At 37.4% G+C, this 22,034-nt stretch carries 18 protein-coding genes; 5 read left to right on the top strand and 13 right to left on the bottom strand.

Going from position 1 to position 22,034, the window contains the following annotated elements; all coding sequences use genetic code 11:
- Window positions 1–11 precede the first annotated feature (11 nt).
- The 5 genes from CHRYMOREF3P_RS23135 to CHRYMOREF3P_RS23115 all read right to left on the bottom strand — a co-directional run bounded on the left by CHRYMOREF3P_RS23135 (window position 12) and on the right by CHRYMOREF3P_RS23115 (window position 11,135).
- A complete protein-coding gene (locus CHRYMOREF3P_RS23135) occupies window positions 12–4,769 on the bottom strand; it encodes an RHS repeat-associated core domain-containing protein (RefSeq protein ID WP_232539087.1) in 4,758 nt (1,585 codons plus the stop codon).
- Between the two features lie 18 nt (window positions 4,770–4,787).
- Window positions 4,788–6,047 (bottom strand): tetratricopeptide repeat protein, encoded by a 1,260-nt coding sequence (locus CHRYMOREF3P_RS23130; RefSeq protein WP_077414613.1) that lies wholly within the window; start codon window positions 6,045–6,047, stop codon window positions 4,788–4,790.
- Between the two features lie 6 nt (window positions 6,048–6,053).
- Entirely contained in the window at window positions 6,054–8,216 is a 2,163-nt protein-coding gene (locus CHRYMOREF3P_RS23125) for a type VI secretion system Vgr family protein (RefSeq protein ID WP_077414615.1), read from the bottom strand.
- Window positions 8,217–8,792: 576 nt separating this feature from the next.
- Complete coding sequence (locus tag CHRYMOREF3P_RS23120; protein WP_077414617.1) at window positions 8,793–10,559, bottom strand: S41 family peptidase; 1,767 nt, start codon at window positions 10,557–10,559, stop codon at window positions 8,793–8,795.
- Between the two features lie 72 nt (window positions 10,560–10,631).
- Entirely contained in the window at window positions 10,632–11,135 is a 504-nt protein-coding gene (locus tag CHRYMOREF3P_RS23115; protein WP_077414619.1) for a DinB family protein, read from the bottom strand.
- A gap of 168 nt (window positions 11,136–11,303) precedes the next feature.
- On the opposite strand from CHRYMOREF3P_RS23115, the gene CHRYMOREF3P_RS23110 reads away from it, so the two are divergent.
- From CHRYMOREF3P_RS23110 to CHRYMOREF3P_RS23100, 3 genes are all read left to right on the top strand, one after another.
- Window positions 11,304–12,440 carry a tetratricopeptide repeat protein gene (locus CHRYMOREF3P_RS23110; RefSeq protein WP_180565613.1) on the top strand — a complete coding sequence of 379 codons (1,137 nt, stop codon included), beginning with the start codon at window positions 11,304–11,306 and terminating at the stop codon, window positions 12,438–12,440.
- Between the two features lie 220 nt (window positions 12,441–12,660).
- Window positions 12,661–12,996 (top strand): nuclear transport factor 2 family protein, encoded by a 336-nt coding sequence (locus CHRYMOREF3P_RS23105; RefSeq protein WP_180565612.1) that lies wholly within the window; start codon window positions 12,661–12,663, stop codon window positions 12,994–12,996.
- Between the two features lie 136 nt (window positions 12,997–13,132).
- Window positions 13,133–13,477 carry a YciI family protein gene (locus CHRYMOREF3P_RS23100; RefSeq protein ID WP_077414625.1) on the top strand — a complete coding sequence of 115 codons (345 nt, stop codon included), beginning with the start codon at window positions 13,133–13,135 and terminating at the stop codon, window positions 13,475–13,477.
- Window positions 13,478–13,553: 76 nt separating this feature from the next.
- On the opposite strand, the gene CHRYMOREF3P_RS23095 is transcribed toward CHRYMOREF3P_RS23100, so the two are convergent.
- The 4 genes from CHRYMOREF3P_RS23095 to CHRYMOREF3P_RS23080 all read right to left on the bottom strand — a co-directional run bounded on the left by CHRYMOREF3P_RS23095 (window position 13,554) and on the right by CHRYMOREF3P_RS23080 (window position 16,199).
- On the bottom strand, window positions 13,554–14,117 hold the full coding sequence (locus CHRYMOREF3P_RS23095; protein WP_180565611.1) for a DUF6624 domain-containing protein: 564 nt from the start codon (window positions 14,115–14,117) through the stop codon (window positions 13,554–13,556).
- A 62-nt stretch (window positions 14,118–14,179) separates the two neighbouring features.
- Window positions 14,180–14,734, bottom strand: coding sequence for an AAA family ATPase (locus CHRYMOREF3P_RS23090; protein WP_180565610.1), 555 nt, complete (start codon window positions 14,732–14,734; stop codon window positions 14,180–14,182).
- A 62-nt stretch (window positions 14,735–14,796) separates the two neighbouring features.
- Window positions 14,797–15,792, bottom strand: a complete 996-nt coding sequence (locus tag CHRYMOREF3P_RS23085; RefSeq protein ID WP_077414631.1) for an MsnO8 family LLM class oxidoreductase — start codon at window positions 15,790–15,792, stop codon at window positions 14,797–14,799.
- A 50-nt stretch (window positions 15,793–15,842) separates the two neighbouring features.
- The gene (locus tag CHRYMOREF3P_RS23080; protein WP_077414633.1) at window positions 15,843–16,199 is read right to left on the bottom strand and encodes a winged helix-turn-helix transcriptional regulator; all 357 of its coding nucleotides are present in this window, start codon (window positions 16,197–16,199) and stop codon (window positions 15,843–15,845) included.
- Between the two features lie 107 nt (window positions 16,200–16,306).
- Here CHRYMOREF3P_RS23080 and CHRYMOREF3P_RS23075 point away from each other — a divergent pair, with 107 nt between their 5' ends.
- On the top strand, window positions 16,307–17,452 hold the full coding sequence (locus tag CHRYMOREF3P_RS23075; RefSeq protein ID WP_232539086.1) for an MFS transporter: 1,146 nt from the start codon (window positions 16,307–16,309) through the stop codon (window positions 17,450–17,452).
- A 52-nt stretch (window positions 17,453–17,504) separates the two neighbouring features.
- Here CHRYMOREF3P_RS23075 and CHRYMOREF3P_RS23070 read toward each other — a convergent pair whose 3' ends face one another.
- The 4 genes from CHRYMOREF3P_RS23070 to CHRYMOREF3P_RS23055 all read right to left on the bottom strand — a co-directional run bounded on the left by CHRYMOREF3P_RS23070 (window position 17,505) and on the right by CHRYMOREF3P_RS23055 (window position 20,909).
- Window positions 17,505–17,669, bottom strand: coding sequence for a bacteriocin-like protein (locus tag CHRYMOREF3P_RS23070; protein ID WP_180565608.1), 165 nt, complete (start codon window positions 17,667–17,669; stop codon window positions 17,505–17,507).
- Between the two features lie 92 nt (window positions 17,670–17,761).
- Window positions 17,762–18,397, bottom strand: a complete 636-nt coding sequence (locus tag CHRYMOREF3P_RS23065) for an ATP-binding cassette domain-containing protein (protein ID WP_077414637.1) — start codon at window positions 18,395–18,397, stop codon at window positions 17,762–17,764.
- Window positions 18,384–19,295, bottom strand: coding sequence for a hypothetical protein (locus tag CHRYMOREF3P_RS23060; protein ID WP_077414639.1), 912 nt, complete (start codon window positions 19,293–19,295; stop codon window positions 18,384–18,386). Before CHRYMOREF3P_RS23060 ends, CHRYMOREF3P_RS23065 begins: the two co-directional genes overlap by 14 nt.
- A gap of 312 nt (window positions 19,296–19,607) precedes the next feature.
- Window positions 19,608–20,909: an Ig-like domain-containing protein gene (locus CHRYMOREF3P_RS23055; protein ID WP_077414641.1), complete on the bottom strand. Its 1,302-nt coding sequence runs from the start codon at window positions 20,907–20,909 to the stop codon at window positions 19,608–19,610.
- 234 nt (window positions 20,910–21,143) lie between these two features.
- On the opposite strand from CHRYMOREF3P_RS23055, the gene CHRYMOREF3P_RS23050 reads away from it, so the two are divergent.
- Window positions 21,144–22,025 (top strand): cupin-like domain-containing protein, encoded by an 882-nt coding sequence (locus CHRYMOREF3P_RS23050; RefSeq protein WP_077414643.1) that lies wholly within the window; start codon window positions 21,144–21,146, stop codon window positions 22,023–22,025.
- Window positions 22,026–22,034: the final 9 nt, after the last annotated feature.

The raw sequence follows: 22,034 nt of genomic DNA, 5'->3' as shown, positions 1-22,034 counted from the left end.
ACTATTTTAAATTATCTATACGCAGATGCTTTACCATATCCTTCAAAAGTAACATCATGGCCAGCATTTCTAACATCTTCCAAAGCTAGCCTTTCTCTTATTACTCCTGTTTTTCCATCTTCTAATGTTCGTCCAACATTTATGTGGTATATATCTCCATCAGCATTTTTAAATGATGCATCCATTCTTCTCACATCTTTATGCCCTCCTAGGTCTTCTAATATTATTTCTGTTTTAGAACCTCCACCAATATGCTCTACTCCAGGTTTAGCTGTTTCTCTTGCTATGATTTCATCAATTTTAGCATTATGATCACCAGTTCCTTTACTCTTCGGGCCTGGTTTTTGATAAGGCGTACCATCTTTTTTAGTTTTTCCAGCCCATCTTTGCCCAGCTAATCCAAATATATCTAAATAGTTGTTAGAATCATGAACATATGCATAAATATTATAACCTCCATCGATATCTATTGGATCTTTACTAATATATAGACCACTGTTTACATCATAATATCTTAACCTATTATAGCAAAGATCAATTTCAACATCATAATACTGTCCCTGATAACGGAAAGGCACAAAATTTCCAATACCAATTTCAACTTTTATATCTCCATAAATGTTGAGTTCTCTCTCCCAAATCTTTTCTCCTTTTTCAGTGTAAACCTGTATTGGCGTTCCTAAATAATCATTAACAATCGTGTAACATTCATTATCTATTATTTTCGCACTCGGTACATGACTTCCTCTTTCATACACCCAGGTCACCACATTCTCCACAGGTTCTTTTCCCACAATGACATTTCCGTCATCATCTACAAGCGTTTCAGGAATTTCTTCAGCATCATAGCTCCATTCATGCAGAAGAACATTACCATCCCAAATATAACGAGTTATTTTCTTTAGGCCAATTTTTGAGGTTCTTCTTCCGAGGGCATCATACTCAAAGCTTACCTCTTTGCCGTCGGGGCGTTTTACTTTAGCCAGCATCCCGTTAGCATTCCAGAAATACGCCCAGTCTCCAGAAGACCATTCCGGGTTTTGTATTTCTGTTGGAGAGTATTCGGTTACATCGGGTAAATCAGCTCCATCCGGCAGTTTCGGGCTGTTCAGCCAATCTGAAGCAATGGTTTTATAATAAGGATGTGCATTCTCCTGTTCTTCTTTATGCTCCGGTTTGGCATCATTGATAGGCCGTTTACTTTTTAACAATAAATTTCCTTCTTCATCGTAATGGTAAAACCAGTTTTTATCGCGCATCAGCTTTCCTCCTTCGTCGTAGACGCGGTCAGTCTGCCGGGCACTTTCATATAAACATCCCGTAGCATCCGGATTTTTGTACTGTACTTCTCCGTTCGAATATTCTGCAGCAACAAGACTTCCGAAAGCATCGTAATCAAATCTTGTTCTTCCTCCCGTCACCCTGTCCAGCGTATGCAGCAATCGGCTTCCGGCTCCCCAGTCATAATCTTTATGGAAGGTAGTATTGGTTTTATTCACTGTTACTTTCTGACTTACCGGCATTCCGATATGATCAAATTCAAAAGTGCTTTCTACCCCGCCGGTCATTTCACGGGAATGCATCTGTCCGTTCCGGCTGATCTCAAGATTCATCTGCCAGGGTGCATGCACTTCCGGAATAGTGGCAGTTACCGTTTTAAGCTGTCCCAGATCATTATAAGAATAGTCTACTTCGGCTCCTAAGCTACTTTTCAAACCGATCAGATTTGCCTGAGTGTCATATTCATATTGAATGGTGTACGCACCCTGTTTTTCACTGGTGATCTGTCCTAATTTATTTCTCTGAAAAGCTACACTGCTGTTTTCATTATCTGCTTTAACCAATAATCCTGAGGAGTCATACTGATAGGCTTCCCAGGTTCCGTCGGGATAATGGGTCTGTGTTAATCTTCCGCCCAGATCATATTCATAAAAAATATCTTTCCCGTGGGGAGTTCTGGTTTGGGTGACCATTCCGTCTTTATCTCTTACAAAGAACTTTTTCTGGCCGTCAAAACCTGTCTCCCCGGTGACTTCGTCATTATAGTTTCTTTCAAACTGGTAAACTTCTCCTTTTTCATTGGTAATTCTCATCAGATTTTCATAAGCATCATATCCGAAAACCAACGTTTCTTCTTTTTTATGAGAAAGAGCATTCCTGCGGACCTGACGTTTAAGCCTTCCCATTGGCGTATAGCTCATCAGCCATTCTGCGCGCCCATCAGTAGCATACACCGGAAGATCATAGGCGTCGTAACGAAGTTTTAGTGGCAACTGCCCCTGTTCATTCACTTCTACAACCCTTCCCATTTTATCTCTGTTCCAAAGGACTCTGTTTAGAGGTTTGGGGCTGAAAACCAATAATCTTCCATATTCATCATACCTCCAATATTGCTCAGCTCCTATTGTATTGGTTAGCTGAATAAGCTGACCTCTCTTATTATATTCGTAAGATGTTGTAATATGTTCTTTTATGCTTTTTTCGGGAAGTCTGCCACCGTCTGCATATTCATAATATACACTTTCTTCGGCAGGATCGTTATAGCTTATCAGTTTTCCCTCATCATCATAGATCCATGTTTCCGAAGCTCCCGAAGGGGAGAAACGGGCAATTACCTGTCCGAATTCATTGTACTGATAATGGTATTCTTCTCCATCCGGAGTATGGAAAATTTTAATATTTCCCATTTCATCATAGGTATACCCCTGGACACGTCCTTCAGGCGTTCCTATCATCTTTAGTTCGTTGTGCGCTGTAAAATCGTACCATGTTTCTCCACCCTCTCCATCTACTTTTTTATAAACCAGAAAATTTTCATCGTAATGATATTCCTCTGTTTTATTGTTTTGCTTTGGATAGATAACTTCTGTAAAACCTTCCTCATCATGGTAATGAAGTTTTCCTTCCATATATCCATCCGTACCTTTGGTATGAACTACTCTTCCGTTTTTGTCATATACCCATTGATAGCTCATTCCGTTCCGGTCAGTTCTTCTCACAACATGGTTTTCTCCATCATAGTCAAATACAATAGCCTTTTTATGAATATCCCAAACATGGGTAAGATTGCCTCTTTCATCATAATCATAGCGAACTTGTAAGTCTCTTTGTTTTTTATAACAGTAATATACTTCTGTTACTTTTTTATACTCAGGATTGATAACAGTTTCTATGCTGAATCCACTCTTTACATCTTTTATGCTTTTCAGGATAATATTGCGGTCTTCATACTCATATTCTCTGATCGTACCATCTCCATATTCAATACGAATTACCTTATAAATTGGTCCTTCCGTAACATGATAAAAGCGTCTATAAGTATAAATATCAGTTCCTTTACGAATAACCCAAACACTGCTGCTTGGTCTGTACTGCCATATTTTCTGATCTCTGAAATAGGTCATCTCTTCACCAATTTCAGGTGCGGGAATCAACATTGCAATATTTTCATCAGGATGCATCCAACCGGCAAACTTATTGTCTTCTTCAGGAAGAATAAACAGGTCATGATTATTAAAGACACCGTTTCCTAAAGGACCAAAATCGTAAGGCCGGTCGCTGTGCCAGATATTTCTCCAAGTTAAAGGTGTACTGCCCTGAATAATAAAATCTTCCCATTCGAAAACCATGGCACCGGTTGCAAAATTCACAGGTTCAAGGCCGTAATGACATAATTTTTTGGATAAGGCATTGGCCAATTTAAATTTATTGAAAGGCGCTTTTTTAAGAACACTGTTATTGAGTTTTTTTAATCCATTGGCTCCCAGTTTTCCTATTTTCTTAGTCAGGCTTCTCATCAAAAACATCCCCGCAAGACGCATCAGCATTTCTCCGGGGGTATACACATGCGGAACAAAAGCTCCACCCACCAACACAGGACCTCCTGTATTGATCTGAATATACATACTTGAAAAATTATTATAGAAGGCGAAATAAGCCAGTGGATTTTTCTTTGGTTTGTCCGGCATGGCGGGCAGCATAGTCATCCCAAAAGGAAATCCCATACAGGTAAGCACCTGTTGCGGTTGATTTCCACTCATTTTACTTCCTTGCGCCAGAACGGTCTGTGAACCATAATAAACTTCCCCTTCATGTGGAGCTTCCTGAGGAAAAGGAATTAAATATACAGGAATTAATGATGTGATATGTCTGAATGGAATCACTACTCCCATTACACTTGTTGTAGTGGTTGCCTTATGTCTTCCGTGAACATAAATAGAGCCTCCCATCGGAATACTTTCCGGCAATGAGGGCATCAGATTTCTTGCGAACTGTGGAATCGGAATGGTGATGGTGATGTAATCCATGATGTCAAACACAATTCCGATAAAAGGATGTGGCAACGGCAGAGGAATCAGCATAAATGATGGCGGTGGTGGAATCAATGTCCAGTGGATATCAATTGCCAGCACAATATCAAAATGCTTACTCGTATGCTGAATCGCAGTGGAAGGCATTGCCGGTGTATTGACTTTAATTAGCTTCACCTTGCTTTCCGGAGCAGCTTTTTCAGCTGTTACAGCACTCTCTCCACCGCCTCCGCCACTACTTTTTTGTGGCAGACCACCGTCTCCTCCGGCTAAGGATTTAACCATAGAAACAGGATTCAGGGAGTCAACATTATTTTTCATCCCATTCTTCCATCCCTGCTTGGTTTTGTCCCAGCTAACCGAAGTAACGTCTGCGTTCACCTTCAAGGAGCGTTCCGGGTTCATATCCGGTTTTGCAACTTTGATCGGTTTTACTGTCTTTTTATTCAGATCTGCCATGATTTTTTTAATTTGAGATTACCCTGCTTTTGGTTTTTCTACACTCACTCTCCATTCATCACCAAAATAAGTCTTCATTTCATTGTCCAGTATTGTTTTTTTATCACGATCTCCTTCGTATTTGAGAATCAGCATTGAGGCTACAAACCGCAGGCTGCTTTGGTCCCGTACTGAAGGCTCCATTAATTTTGCTATGTCGAGGCATTTTTCAAAATACCTTATCATTTTATCTTTTGTCAGCACAGTATCATTCAATGTTGCAATGATTCTGTAACATTCAATAGCCATCGCATATTCTCCTATCTTTTGTGCTGTTTCTGCAGCTTTTTCAAATATTTTTTCAGCCTTGGATTTTTTGGAATTTCCTAACAGATGGCTTCCATAATTCATATACATCTGAACTTCCAAAGGCGAGTCGGGCTCTACTTCTTCAAATATTGTCCTGTACGTATCTTCTGCTCTATCTTTTTTCTTGTCTGCTGTATATGACTGGGTAAGCATAAAATAGGCAGAAATCTCTCCCTGTTTATTTTTCTGTTCTTTAGCCAGCTTCACTGCTGTTTTTAAGGCATGCTCCGCTTCTTTGAATCTTTCTTTACTTAAATGATTGCTCGCTATAAGAATCTGCTGCTGAAAATCTGTATCCGGACTGTTTTTTTTCCTGTTTGTATGAGCTGCTGTATTCTGCATTAACTGATGAATATCCACTTCTACCCTGAAACTGTGCGCTGAAGGAATCTGCGATAGTGTTCTATAGGTATGATGTTCTGCCCAAACCAGTTTAATATCTTTATTTTCTGATATCTCACATATCTTACACCATTCTTTCACCCACAGGGACAATTCTTCTGTATCACTGATCCTGAGTGGGGCAATATATAGGTAGATTTTGGAATCCTTAATATTCGGGAAGTTTTTCTTTAATTCCAGTAAAGGATAAAATGCCTTATAAGCATCAGTTTTAAAAGTTTTTCCCGGATCTTTGAAGTCCCATTGCGGAATATTTTCTTCACTTTTTTTCAGCATTTCGTAGAATTCGGTCCATTCATCCAGTAAAGTCTGTCCAAAGGATTTCATTCCGTTAAATTCCTGATAATGGAGTAAAAAAATATCATCCCCTTCTTCATCTTCGGAAAGTTTTGACTTGATAAATCCGTCAAAAAGATCGGTTTCATGTTTTTCTCCTATACAGATCAGCATAGGTTTTTCTTCGTTCTTTAAAACGACTTTCTGCCATTGTCTTTTTAATTTTACCAACTCCAAATCTACTGGATTCATCTGCTTTTAATTCAGTTTTACAGTTCCACTTACAATATTTGTTTCACTTCCGCCACCCACATTAATTTTTCCTCCACTGCTGAGATTGGCTTCCGTATCTCCTCTCATTGAAAGGGTTTTGGTTCCGATATCCAGGGTATCTGACTTGATTCCGACTCCGGAAGTAGGATCACCGTCTTCAGGTCCTACCCCAACTCCGATACTTGTTGTTCCCCCAACTCCGATATTAACTCCCTGTACAAATATTTCTTTTCCTTTGATCTGAATATTTCCATCTTTATCCATATAAATAGAGCTGCTTCCACAGTTCAGGGTAATAGAAATTTTACTGTCTATACTTATATTTCCTGCACCATCCAGAAAAACAGAATTCTGGTCTTTATCTCTCACGGTAATTCCTCCCGCATCATCCAGACTCATGGTATGCCCGCTTTTACTGCTTAAGCTTTTAATATTATTTCCGGTTCCGCCGCCGCCGCCAACTCCACCGTGAAACATTCCTCCCATCACGAAGGGACGGTCAGGATGCTGATGGGCAAAGTTGACCACTACCTGATCACCTTCTTCCGGAATGGCCATAAAGCCTCGGTTTTTACTTACTTTTTCACTTCCACCTCCATCGGGAGTCATCACCCGGATGTATTCTGTAGTGGTAGAACCATTCTGCCAGTCAAACTGAACTTTAACTCTTCCCTGATTTAAAGGGTCTGTATTGGAAATCACTTTGGCAAATTGTGCATCCGCTTTTGGAATATGAAACTCCGGGCGGGGAATAAATCCTGTGTCAGAAGCTATTGCTTCAAATGTTCCGGTATAATATCCTCTTGCATCCACCTCATGATACATATCTATAATCATCAGTTTGGTGAAATAGGTGGTTTCACTGCTTTCTGCTTTCCGCATTTCAATATCAGCAATACATCCCGGATATAGGAATGGTACTGTAGTAATGCCTGAAATAACAAATACTTCTGAAGCTTTACTTCCGGCTGTTCCTTTCTGAGAGTTTTCCACATCCATAAAAGACACTGCTTTTATTGGAGCTACTCTCAATGAAGGGGTTGTAAAGGTTTTTTCTGATATTTCATACGCTCTTTTAGCAATATCTGAAGTATGGGTAATCTTAGAATTTCCTGCCGTTAATTTTTCATTTTTACTGCTGTTATATCCATAAAATGAAGGATTCACGTGCTGGGCTTTCATTTTGATTTTTACGTCACTCACACTGCTTCCGTAAGTAAGTTTCACAGGCTTTTCCTGAGGTGGAAGCTTCCCGAAATGCAGAACTTCACCATCATAATAAAACTGTTCACCATACGCTTCTGCTATTCTTGCCAGATAGTTGTAATGGGTTTCTTCATATTGTGAGCTGTACGAAATGTTTCCGTGGGCGGCATCCACTCTGAAATCAAAGGAATTCTGTCCAAGACCTTCTTTGATCACCTGATCTGCAATACTGTTCAGACTGATCTCCTGTGCTCCGCCAAAACTCTGAATATGAGGAGCTGCATCCAAAAGAACAGTCGGGCTTGAACCTGTAAGAACAATATTTCCCAGACTTCCTTTTTCCTGACTGAAACCTACTTCAGTGATTACACCTACAAAGTTTCTTTCAGGGCCGTCTTCAACGTCTTTGTATCTGAAAATAACCGTAATTCTTTTTCCCAGAAAGTTCTGAGCTTCTTCCAGATTATGGTTTTCCGTGCTTCCCAGTGTATCGTGAGCCAGCATAAGATCGAACTCATGATGTTTTACAGCACTTTGTTTTAGCTGAAAATGTTTGAAATGTTTGATTACTTTTCCGTCAATTACAATTTCAAGCTTTACCACACGGTTGATTCCCGCTACCTGATTGCCAGGGATTGTATTGGCATTATAGATTCCGGAAGTAGGTTGTTTTGACCATACTTTATCCTCTACCAATGTGGGTGGATTAGGCTGCTTAACCTGATTCATAAACATTTGGGACCCACTTTGAACCATTCCGGTATAAGCCTGCGCCTGAACCATTTTTTCGGTAGCTTTTTTAATGGTTCCACTTGATTTTTCCTGTACTTTCTGGGCAGCTTTGCTTACTGCCTGGTCTTTGAGAGTCTCTTTTAGATTATTTACAGCTGGAATTTTATCTTTGGAAACAGGCATTTTGGGTGAATGATCGTCCTGAAACATAGTTGTAGTATTTTGATTGATTGGGTGTCAAATTTTTTAAAGGCTAAAATCTACCTGAATCAAAAAGATCAGATACATTTTCGTTATCCGTGTTCTATTCTAAGGAATAAAAGCCGGATATTGAGATCAAAAACAGGGTATAATGTAATGAGTAAAAAGATAAAGCAGCATATTTATCTACTTTATTTCCCTGCTGGATTCCAGGATTTCTCCTGAGTTTATTGTGATGATATGCAAATTTTAATCATTATTAATTTTTTTGTAATTGGATTTGGTGTTATTACAAAGATAAAACGCTAATCTCTATTCAAAAAATTTTCTGTGACTAATCTGAAATTTTGTAGTAGTTCTACGACTTTTAATTAATAATTCTAAAATAAATGATTTAAATAAAATAATAAATACCTCTTTATCAAATGAATATTTAACAATTTTTAATAAATAAAAACAATAAATTTATCACTTAAAATAGAAATAATCTAAAATAAAAATGGATTCTGGCAACAAAAAAACCAGCTGCAAATAATGAATTTAGAGCCGGTTTTATATTTAGTAATACAATAAAAGGAATCGGTTTTACGGTTTTCGGAGTTCTGATACTTTTTTCATATAAATATCAGTCTGATCAAGAAATTCCTGATCAGTCTGCTGTATCTGAATGTGAGGGATAATTCCGTGACCTCTTTTCTGATCAGGAAGATTCTGCGCATCCTGAATGACATGCACAATAGAGAATCCGGTCTGGATACCGGTATTGGGAAGTTCATATACCAGCGGAAGATGCCCGTTATGCTCATAATACCCTCCTACCGTTTCTTTCCCGATCACAATGGCATTGGTATAAGATTTTATCAGTGAGGCCAAATGTGAAGCTGCGGAAGCCACTCGTTGGTCTACAAGCAGATAAAGCTGTCCTTTAAAAGTTTTGTTATTGGGTAAAATCAAAGGATTTTTGTCATCTGCCCAATAATATTTTCCTTGAACCTCTTTAGGATAAAGCTGTTTCAGATAGGCATTCAGTCCATGTTTGTCCTGTACTCCATTGGAAAGAAAAAGAGGTGTTATGACCAGCTTTTCTTCCATAGGCACTTCATTAAAGTTGGTATAAGCATATTGGCTGTCGCGGAAAGGTCTTTGGGTAAGATAAGAAAATACTTTTTCATAAAGAGCCCCTGTACCTCCGGTATTTCCTCTTAGATCTATGATCAGGTTTTCTGTTTTTTCGCTTTCCAGAGTATTCATCATCTGGTCAAGAAAAGCACTGAATTTTTTATAGGCAGGATCTTCTTTCCCGGTTGCAAAATCAAACCCTCTCAAGGATAAGCGATAGATTCCATCTCCTTCTTTATTCAAACTGTATTTTTCAGACAGCAGTTTTTTGTCAAAGGCAAGCGAAAATCTTAAATCCTGAAGTTTTTTAAAATCGTCCAACGATATTCCCGGCAGTGATATTTCTTTTACAGTTCCGTTCCATTTATAGCTGATGAGATAGTTTTTGTGGGTTCCGAATTCCATATAAAATTTATCCAGCATTCCTCTTTCAAAACCTGTTGTTTCTTTGTAGGGTGCTGAATATCCGTCAGAAAAATAATATTGAGAAAAACGGCTGATCATTTCTTTTGCAGAAACTCCGTTGATAGAAAGGATCTCAGCACCAAGAGGCAATGCATTATCTTTTGAATCCTGAAGCAAACGACCGTCAATATTCTTTAAAGTAATGGGTAAATATTCCGGTTTCTGTGTGAGATAATAAGAAGCGTGATTGGGAAGATCTGTATAGTTATGGCAGCTTCCTTCAAATCCGGTAATCTTTGCAATGACTTTATAGAAATCAAAAATATTTTTGCTGTTTCTGGCTTCTTCCTCAGCCTGTCGGTAAATACTGTCAATTTGCTTTCTTGTTCTGTATACATACAGTCCGGAATTTGCTTTTTCTCTTATAGAACGGAATGTTTGAAGATCTTCTACAAACTGATCAGGACTGAATTTCCCTTCCAGAACAGGCACATTTCGGGACTCTGTAATGGAAACTCCGGCCGTTTTACTTTTTTCTGAATACGATTTGGCCCAGATTTTAAATTCATATTTTTTTCCTTTTTCCGGAGTAAAATAGAAGCGTTCAACACTCTTTATACCTCTGGAATCATCCTGTTCTTTTACCTTTTTCCCATCCATAAACAAAGCAACTCCTAGATTGGCATCTGCAGACTGTACCGAGATCCAGGAAGATTTATGAGATTGGGGAGAATATTTTAAAGTGTCTCCAGGTTTCAGATCTGAATGGGTTTGTGCATAGGCACTGTTTAAAAATAGTAAAAGAGGGATGATAAAAGGTCTGGCCATTATTATTTTTTGAATGGGCTAATATACAAATTAACCCAAATGGATTGAAACTCTTTAAAATCTACTTCCATTCTATAGTTTTACGCTCAGGTTCTGAACTTCTTCGGCAGAAAATCCGTAAATCTGAGGTGTTTTCACATCCAAAAGATTGAGATAGATGTATAATTCTGCTCTGTGATGAATCTCATGTTCTATCATCGCGCGAAGCCATTTCCAAACAGAGATTTCACTGTTGGCCGGAGTTAAACATTTGCGGGTGAGATCTTCATCAGAAAGGCCGTTAATGATTTCCAGCGTTTGTCTGTGCATTTCATTGAAAAACTTCACGGTATTTTCATAGCCATCAGCAAGTTCTTTTCCACATCCCGGATAAGCACTTTTCTTTCCAGTAATGGTTTCTCCATACATATAGCGTTCTATGGTAGCAATATGTCTTATCTGATCGCCAATAGTAAACTTCCCGGGTTTATAGGAAAAATCTATATGTTCAGGTGGAACAACTGCAATAATGCGGTTGGTTCTTTCTCTTATTTTCTCATAATAATTGATGAATGACTGTACCGTTTTTATTTCCATATTTATTGAGCTTTGTCTGTCTTTTTTACAGGATGAATATAAGCAATCTAATGGGGAGAAGTTTTGATTTTACTATAAATTATTCATAAAATTTAAAAAAATCCCCAATATGTGACCGTAAAATTTGGAGGCGTATTAAATATCCAATATTTTAGTTAAAAAATAACCATGATGAAAATAGGAATTTGCTTGTGCATTATACTATTAGGCTTTAACAATATCACTGCTCAGTCTGCAAAAATTGACACTGAAAAGCTTCTTGAATATTATGAGACACAGCGCTATGCCGATGCTGCCAAATACCTTCAAAGCATATATCCCGGAGATACGCAGGATATAAAAGCTCTTTCACAAATAGCCTACTGTCATATGATGGCCGGAAAACTTCCGGAAGCAGAGAGAAATTATATAAAAATCAATACTATACAACCGAACAGCCTGCCAACTCTATTTAGTCTGGCAAGCATCAATTCCAGACGGGGAAATGTGACTAATGCCAAGGCTTACCTTCAACAGATCATTCAGCTGGATAGTCTTAACTTCAATGCTTACAAGCAGCTTGCCACCTATGCTGATACTCCCGAAACTAAACTGAACTACCTCAAAAAAGCAAGCTCCTTGAATTCTACTGATCCCGATGTAGCTTATGATCTTTCTCTGACTTACAGTGGCCTGAAACAATATCAGCCTGCTTATGATGTTTTAAAAACAGCCATCGCTTCTGACACAGAAAATTTCACTTTACAACAGGCTTTATTACCCGTTGCCAATCAACTTGCCAAATATCCGGAAGTGATTGAAATTGGTGAAAAACTCCTGAAAAACCATGCTGATGTGAATGTAATGAATGATATGGGACAGGCTTATTTTTATGTAAAAGATTATCAAAAATGTGTTAGCCTTTATAAAATGCTGGAAGTTATGGGAGTACAAAACGAAGGCACGTTGTATTTCATGGCCTTAAGCTATCGTGAACTGAAAGATTATAATAATGCTGCTATCTATGCACAAAAGACTATTGATGAAGCTGTTTCAGATCATACCACGCTGTATTATGCCGCATTGGCAGGCATCTATGAAGCCAAAAGCCAGTATAATGATGCATTAACAGCTTATAAAAGAGGATTAACCTTTGGTACGAGTAATATTATTTATTATCGCTTAGGCCTTCATTATGATCTGAATCTGAAACAGCCTAAGAATGCGGTCACCTACTATCAGATGTACCTTAAAAACCATCCGGACCAGGAAAAAGAAAAAGATCAGATTGCGTATGCAAAAGGGAGAATTCTTATTTTAAAATAATAGAAGGCGAATACATACAATTTTACATCATTGTCATTGACTACGTCAAATCTTCGATTTCTGACAAAGGAAGAATCTCATGTAAAGCCAGGATTCTTCATTTCACTACGTTACATTTATAATTACCTAACAGAAAATTCCAGTTATTTTTGTGATTATAGTCACAAGTGAGCTATTCAATGAACCGTTAATTTTGCATTCAACAATAAAAACAATATTTATGGACAATACAACCCAAAATGTGGCAGAACAGTTTATTCAGTATTTAAATGAAGAAAATTTTGACAAGGCGGAAAGCTGTCTTGATCCTGATTTTAAATTTATCGGAGTATTGGGAAAAAGGGATAATGCTTCGGTTTATATCAAAGATATGAAGCAAATGAAGTTTAAGTATACAATTCTGAAAGCTTTTACGTCTGGTGAAGATGTATGTTTCTGGTATACTATTGATATGGGAGAAAAAGCGATAGAAGCTTCCGGATGGTATCAAATTAAAGAGGGGAAGATTCATACCTTAAAAGTACTGTTTGATCCCAGACCTTTATTGGACAAGTAAAAATCTTGAATATCCTGGAAATACGGCACCTGATTGTATGACATTTGAGCAAAAACCAAAGGGCAGATTTAAAATAAAATTAAAACGCTGTCCCTATTTTTATGTCTTCATCGTCATTTAAATAAAGAATCTGCTTATGAAAGAATTTGCATTAATTTTCAGACTGAAAGACATTTCTGATTTTAAGCCTTCTCCGGAACAGATCCGGGAGCGTCTGAATTGGCTGGGAAGTATCGCTGCCCAAAACAAGCTTGTAGATAAGGGAAATACTCTTTTGCCCGCACCGGGAGCTGCAAAAACGGTAAAGGCGGATAATATTGTAACGGATGGTCCTTATACCGAAATCAAAGAATTTATCAGCGGGTATATTATTGTACGGGCAGACTCTATTGATGAAGCGGTAGAAATGGCTAAGGGCAATCCTATCTTTAAAATCGGAGGAAATATTGAAGTGCGTGAGGTTTTGAAAGTGGGTCAATAAGATGGAAGCAGGAAGATGGGAGTTGGAAGTTATTATAGTTTACGTATAAAATCCCTTTCTTCATTCTGCAATCTTTTTAAATCCAGCCTACTTTTTTTCTCCACACTGTATATTCAACATTTTTATCATCTATTTCCGGAATGTCCTCAGGTTCCGGAATTTTGTTGATTTCTATCTCAGGCAATACCGGAAGGTTTACTTTTTCGCGTTCTTTGTTTAAATTTTCTTTGTTTTCTACGGGATATATTATTCCTTCGGCCGTCAGCTGTGTTCCATATTTTTGAGGTTTACTTTGAAAGAACTGAATCCGGTCATATAAATAAGCTTTATGTATCGGATTAATATCACTGCTGTTTTCTTCCATCATAATACAGCATTCTTTCATAAACTCTGGCTCACCAATAGCGTGCTGGATAATCAGCCATGCGGCATTGCTTCCTTTTTCACCTACTTTTGAGAGCGTTGGAAACCCGATCTCAGTTATAATTTCCCGGAGCCGCAGTGCATTAGCTTTATGAACCTTTTCCATTTCAGGATGGTAAACTCCGGAAAGTTTTCCGGCAGCGAGCAGCTCTTCTCTTACAGTGAGATCTTTATCAGCAAGTTCGATCAGTTCTTTTTCAAATAAGAAATTGTCCATATTATTAATGATATTGATTGATGATAAAGGATGTACCTCAGCTGAACCTACTCATTTCAGTTTTATATCAGAACTCTGTCAAGGATAAAACGGGCTCTCTTTTCTACAGTAACTTTCGGTACTTCAATGATATTGAAGCCGTACTCCTCATAAATCTCTTTCATACATTCAAAAGTGAGGATGGCTTTTTCAATGGTCTGTTTTCTCTCCGGGTCATTTTCGTAAATCTCTTTCCATGGAGGAAGAATGAAGACATTGTTATTATAAACCATTTCTCTGGCTCTTGCTGTCATTAATTCCGGAACAGGAATATTTTCAAGCCTCATATACCCCAGCGTGTCCCATATTCCGCGATCAAAGAAAACAGGTTTCAAATGGGACGCTTGGTTTATTTCCAGATAGGTTTTTACCGATTCTTCAAACATCAGACTGGCAAAAAGTTCTTTGTTCAGCCAGGGAAGCCCTTCTCCTCCGGACTCAATCTGTTCTTTTATAATTCTCCTGCCTTCTTCAGGGACTGCTGTCAATCCATATTTATTTAATTCATCCAGCACCGTTGTTTTTCCAGCTCCGGGACCGCCCGTAATAATATATAATTTTGAAATATCCTGCTTCATGCATTCGAATTATGTTTAAATACAGCCCCAGTAAAACAGAAATTTTGGCTTTCTTACAGGGCTTAATTATTATTTTTAATGATATTTTTATAGGTATAAATACGATCTCCCTCCTTATACATATTACTCAATATCAAAAGATTATCCGTATTGTATTTTTCTGAAATCTGCTGCAATCTCTGCGCCACAGACTGCGGTGTTTCTATAATAATTCTCTCTAAAAAGGTGAAAAACTCATCTTCATCTTTAGTTCCCAAAATCTTTTGCTCTACGACTTCAGGAGAAAGAACAGCATTGGGACTGACTAACTGGCGGGATTGTAAAAACTGGTAGGCCATTCCATAAGCATTCCGTCTGGCTTCTTCAATGGTATCTGCTACCGATACAGCAACTGCCACCTGCAGAGAAGGCTGGGAAAAATATTGAGTACCATCAAATTCTTTGAGATAAGCTTCTGTATTTTCCATCCCGTTCTCACTGTTCATAAAAGCAGCGAAGGAATATCCTGTCCCATGTTTAGCCGCTTCTTTTGCCGAAGTCATTCCTGATCCCAGCCACATGATTTCAGGAATGTGCTGCACATGGGTAGGTTGCGCAATAAGTCCGTCATAAGATCCTTCTTCCTCTCTGATCAATTGAATGATCTCTTCGAGTTTCGTTTCCATGTTTGATAACACTACCGGCTTATGATTATTGAGTGCCATAACAGCATCTTTCAATCCTCCGGGAGCTTTTCCCAATCCGAGAATAAAGCGTTCAGGATACAGAGTGGACAGCATTTTGGCCCATTCCGCAATTTTATAGGCAGAATAATTCCGCATCATAATTCCGGCGGTTCCTATTTTGATACGGTTTGTTTTACTTAGTATAATTGCTGCTAAAAGTTCAGGACTGGAACTCCCATAAGCTTCTACTCCATGATGTTCGGCATACATGACACTATGAAAGCCTGTTTCTTCAGCCAGTAAAGCAAGGTTGATACTGTTTTTCAATGCGGAGGCTGCACTGCCACCCATTGTTACAGGTGACTGGTCCAAGATCCCTAATTTCAGCTTCATACTATAGAATAGATTTTATGTGAAGGTATGAAAAAAGACAATATATTTTTTTATTCTTTAGGCGGAAAAACAATGCCTTCATCTTTAATCAGATCATAGCCGTACTGCATAATGGTCTCAATAACCGGAATGGCTTTTTTCCCTTTCTCCGTAAGGCTGTATTCCACTTTCGGAGGCACTACGGGGAATACTTCACGATGAATCATGTCTTTAGCTTCCAGTTCTCGCAGCTGGCTGGTCAGCATTTTATCTGTAATATGAGGAATATCTTTTTTAAGCTCACTGAAACGAAGAGGTTTTTCCTGTAATCTCCATAGAATAGGCATTTTCCAGGTTCCTCCAATATGACTTAATGCAAATTCAATAGGTGTATAATACAGTCTTTTATCGTGGAAAAATTGAGGCATAATAATCGTTTTTTATTTACACTTTCAAAAAGGTAAGTATAGAACTAAAAGGTAAGTATATAGTTTCCTGATAGTCTATTCTGCAAATTTGCAAAAAAATAATGAAAATGAACAGAAATCTGTATGTACTGGCACTTGGTGTTTTCGGAATCACAACCACAGAATTTGGTGTTATAGGGGTATTGCCTGAAATAGCTTCAGCGTTCCGGGTCTCCATTGAAAAAGCGGGATGGCTGCTGAGTGCTTTTGCGTTGATCGTTGCTGTTTTCGGCCCTTTTATGCTGATGGCATTATCTACCTTCAAAAGAAAAAATCTATTGATTTCTTCATTATTTATTTTCGTTGCTGCCAATATTCTGTCTGCGTACATCACCAATTTTTATATGCTCCTTGTAGTCAGAATGATTCCCGCGTTCTTTCATCCAGTTTACTGGTCGATTGCTTTATCTATGGCCGGAGAAACCTCAGATCCTACAGAGAAATCCAGGGCTGTTAGCATTATTTTTTCGGGGCTTACTCTGGCAACGGTAATGGGTGTTCCACTGGCAACTTTTATGTCTGATCTCTTTTCCTGGCAGTCTTCCTTTTTGCTTACCGCTTTTATTAATGGAATTGCACTGACTGGTGTATGGATCTGCTTACCGCCTATTCAACATACAAACAAGCCTTCAATAGGTTTTTCTGTTAAAATATTTTACAATACCCATTTATGGATCGGGCTTCTCCTTGCATTTTTCACCATTACAGCCATGTACTCTACGTATGGTTATATGGCAGATTTCTTCAAAAAGGTCACCGGAATGAATGGCAAACAGATAAGCCTCATGCTTTTTTTATTTGGAACAGTGGGAATTGCAGGAAATAAAATTGCAGGAAAATACATGAGCAGATTTCCATTTCAGACTACTCTCCTGTTTTTAATTCTATTATCAGGAATTCATCTGCTGATGGGATATTCTGGAACCTATTTTATACCTATGATATGGATTATCGGTTGCTGGGGAATGGTACATTCGGGAGGTTTTCTGATCAGCAATATCAATGTCACTTCTTCTGTTTCAGATTCTTCGGAGTTTATGAATAGTATTTTTACTTCGTGTGGAAACTTTGCCGTAACCGCAGGTACTTTATTTGGAGGATTCTGGATTGCCCGTTTTGGTATAGAAAACATAATGTGGTCAAGTATTACAGCATTATTTCTGGCAGTTATGATGTTGTTTATCAAAAAGAAGTATGAAGAAAACAAGCCATAATAACGTAAAAATAAACCTTCCGTACTCCGGAAGGTTTTTTATAGAAAAATGATCATGCACATCTGATATCGGCACAACCACCGCCGCCGCCATTTCCATTTTTATAATAACATGTTGATGTAGGACAGCCACATGCTATACACTCACTTTCTGCAGGTGGGCGACCTCCTGTGATTGTTTTTAAACTTTGTCTCGCGATTTTCTTTAGATTTTTCATAATAAATAAGTTATTAGTTTGAAAAGGCAATTTAATAAAAAAAATCCTTAAGAATTCTTTCTTCTAATGTTAAATAGTATTAAAAAAACGATCTAGAATTTAAGTACATTCAATTGGCTGAATTCTTCCTTTTCATATATCTTTTCAATATTGCCGTTTTGTAGAAAAGCAATTTTATCACAGGTATGAAAAAGAGTTTCAATAATATGGGAACTCACAATAACTACTTTGTTTTCGGATTTCAGCTGTCTGATGATACCATAAAGGATGTGAACTCCTTCAAAATCTACTCCATTGAATGGCTCGTCAAGGATATTAATAGGCTTATCCAGCATCAGCATTCCGATAAGGGCCAGCTTTTTCTTCATTCCGCTGGAATAATACTGCACATATTTTTTCATCGGAAGATTGAATTTTTCAATAGTCTCTTTAATTTCAACTTCTTTTTTTGAAGTGAAATAAGCAAGATATTCTTCTCCCGTAATGTAAGGGTAAAAATAGTTTTCGGTTTCCAGGTAAGAAATCATTTCCCGTTTCAACCGCTCATTTCTCCAGCTGATCTCTCCGGAGAATGGTATACTTTGGTACAGGGATTCAAACAAAGTAGTCTTTCCCGCCCCATTTTTCCCAAGCAGTCCCAATATGCAGCCTTCTTCTATAAAAAGATTCAGATCGTTTAAAACATTTTGATTTTTAAAATGAACATGTATATTTTTAATCTCCAACATAGGTTTTAATATTTTGAGAAGCTTCTTTTATATTATTTTTCAATATAAATACCGCCGGGATAATGATTATACTGGATATTGTATACTCAATAAAAACACCTATAGTGTAGTAATTACTCTTTTCTTTATGATGGTACTGCTTATATTTTCTGGTCAGAATCAGCATACAATACAGGTTCATAAAAGCAAAATAATAAAGTATATATAAACTTTCAGCAGGGTTCAGAATCAGAAACATAGCGTATGTTGGTAACAACAAAGCATTGAAAAGCAGAGAATTCCTTCTGAGTTTCTCTTTTAAAGTATATTTTTTAAAATACATCTCCAGCATTTCTTTATTTTCATTAGGTTCGTAAAGATGTGAGATATAATCCAGTGCAAAAACTCCTGTAAGAACCAGAGCCACAAAGTGATAAGCTGAACACCAGAGAATAACCAATCCCCAAACTGCCAGCAAGGTATTTTTTCTCAGAAAGCTTTTCCATTCAAATAAATCATCCGGAATAAAGTTCCACTGAAATGTGATCCATGGCTGGGTTCTTGGAGTGATAAAGGCCAGTAAGGCAAACATCGGCAATGAAAGTAATGCGGTTTTCTCAAATATGTAATGAATATTTCCGCATAACAAAATACTGTAAATGAATACCGTTTCCAATACAATAATCCAACGCCAGCTTTTGACAAAGACTTTTTTAAGGAAAGGAATATCTTTTCTTTCGTAATGAAACAGCAATGCCAGTATAAAAAATAAAGGCGGGTAATAATAGCTTTCAGGCAGCTTCATGATGACAAGAACTCCCAGAATAATCAGCACAGGTATACCTGTTCTTGGGTTCAGATTGAGCAGTCTGAAACTTTGATGAAATCTGAATTTTAAATGGTTGAATAATTTCTTCAAGGTTTTACAGTTATCTTTTAATCCTTATTTTTTCGTAACCTGTTGTCTTTGATAATAGTTGTTATTACAAAGTAAATCAAAAGTGCCAGCATATGACATCCTGATACAACAAGCAGGCAAAACCACCATACAAGATCTGCTCCTCCACTGCTATCATAAATTAAATGATAATATAATATTGAATTGTATAAGCAGAACAGGAGCATATTGACACCGCCAAACTTCCGGCTATGCCTGAAGGTTAGAATAATAAGAAAGAAACAAACTATTGAAGCTAGATATAAAAGCTGGTTATCATTCATAATGATCAAACTATTTATCCCTTGTTTTAAATTTTACAAGAAGTGTTTCATCTCTCAGGGGATACCCGTCTTTAGAAGCGAAACTTTTGTTCGTCAGCACAAATTCATACTCCTTACCCGGTTTCAGATCTGCTGAAAGAACCAATGTTCTGTCATTATTTTCCATTCCTATTATTTTGGTAATTGGAAAATACTCTTTTCCTTTATCGGAAAGATTGAAGGAATAGCTTTTGGGAACCATTTCTTTTGAAAAGGTAATTCTTATTTCTTTTGTGTCAGCACTTACATTTACGGACCCGTTTGCAGGTTCTGTTTTTACAACATAGGGTAAATTTTTTTCATATTCTTTGATCAGCTTTTGTTTATCAATTTTTTCTTTGAAAAATTTTGATCTGGTGAGGAAGTCTTCAACAGCTTTATCGTTGTCATAATTCAGCTCAATAATATCTTTTACAGCCTGTTTTTTATCTTTTGCATTCCGGTAATAAGATTTAGAGATTTCATATCCTACATAATATCCCAGATCGGCACTTTCTCCCTTCTTTCTTCCATTATAAAGCCAGTTTGTAAAATTACCGGTAAACATTTCTTTTTTAAAGAGATCTTTAACCTCAGCTGCATGAGCATTTCCATAAGAGAGATATTTCCTTTCCAGTGGCTTATTCATCACCAGTTCAGCAATCAGATCGCACGATCCTTCTTTTATAGATTTATTCAAAACTCTTCTACGGTCTCCGATCTGCTGGGTATGGATATATTCATGAACATTTAAAGAGACGATATTATCCAGAGATTGTTGGCCAAATACGGTTTTCAGCCAGTCTTCCTCAAATTCTGAAACATCTGTAGACGGAAGCCCTGTTGCCAGTTCAGCACCCACCAATACCTTATTTCCACTCACTGTCCCCCCGGAATTAAGTCCACCTATCGTAAAATACATTTCAGCTTCTTTAAGATCCGGATAGATCTCCTTCAGCCGGATAACACTGGCTTCCAGCTCATTTGTTTTAGTTTTTATAGTCAGAGTATTTGGTCTGATCGAATTCCAGAATTTAGGATACTTATCAATAATGTTTATAAACACAGTATCATTATAGTCTCTGGCTTTCATAAAAGCTTTTAAGCCTGCTGTTCCTTTATCGATATATAATTCTTTAATCAGGGTCAGTTTTTGGGTATGATCGTTTGTTTTTTGAATGCTGTCATAGGCAACCCAAAAATTGTCAATATCTGAAGTGAAAATTTTAGCTGATTTTTGTGAAAAGGCACTTGCAAATACAAGCGAAAAAATAATCGTAGTGAAAGTTTTCATGGCTGTTTTTAATGTCACAATAATACATACAATTATTCTATTTCACAACGATCATTTTACAGCATAAACACAGTATATTTAAAAACTATTTGAACTAAAAATCTAACACAATAACTCTAAAAAAAAGACAGAAATATGTATTTTATCATTTATTTATATTAATTCCAAATAATTTTATTTCTTTCCGTTTTATTGTCGCAAATATTTAATACTTTAGCTTAATAATTTGAACGAATGGGAATAATCCTTAAACCAATTGATATTGTAGATGATATTTCACAAGAAGATTTCCGTGAAAAATATCTAAAGCCATGTAAGCCAGTGGTAATCAGAAATATGGCAAGAAAATGGCCTGCCTACCAAAAGTGGACAATGGAGTATATGAAAGAAGTGGTTGGCGACGTTGAAGTTCCCCTTTACGACAGTTCCAAAGCAGATCCTGCCGCTCCTATCAATACTCCGACTACGAAAATGCCTTTCAGTGATTATGTAGACCTTATTCAGAGAGAACCTACTGATCTGAGAATCTTTTTCTTTGACCCTATAAAATTTGCTCCGAAACTTTTGGACGATTATGTTCCGCCAAAGAATCTTATGGGTGGGTTTTTAGATAAATATCCGAGTATGTTTTTCGGAGGTAAAGGTTCTGTAACTTTCCTTCATTATGATATAGACATGCCTCATATTTTCCACACTCACTTCAATGGAAGAAAACATGTTCTTTTATTTGAATACAAGTGGAAATCCAGACTTTATAAACTTCCGTATGCTACCTATGCACTGGAAGATTATGATATTTCCAATCCTGATTTTGAAAAATTCCCGGCATTGGATGGTATTGAAGGAATCGAATGCTTCCTGGAACACGGAGATACTTTATTCATGCCTACCGGCTGGTGGCACTGGATGAAATATCTGGATGGATCTTTCTCTATTTCCCTGCGTGCATGGGACAAAAGCTGGGCTGTAAAAGCACATTCTCTTTGGAATCTTGCTGTTCAGCGTAATTTTGATAATTTCATGAAAGGCCGATACAAAAAAAGATATATGGACTGGAAAGAAAGAAAAGCGGTAGAAATAGCCAATAATGCATTAAAAAGAGGACTTCCTAAATAATAAGGAACG

The organism is Chryseobacterium sp. JV274, assembly GCF_903969135.1.
Classification (GTDB): Bacteria; Bacteroidota; Bacteroidia; order Flavobacteriales; family Weeksellaceae; genus Chryseobacterium.
Note: the sequence above shows the minus strand (reverse complement) of the source record. Positions and strands in the feature narration are given on the sequence as shown.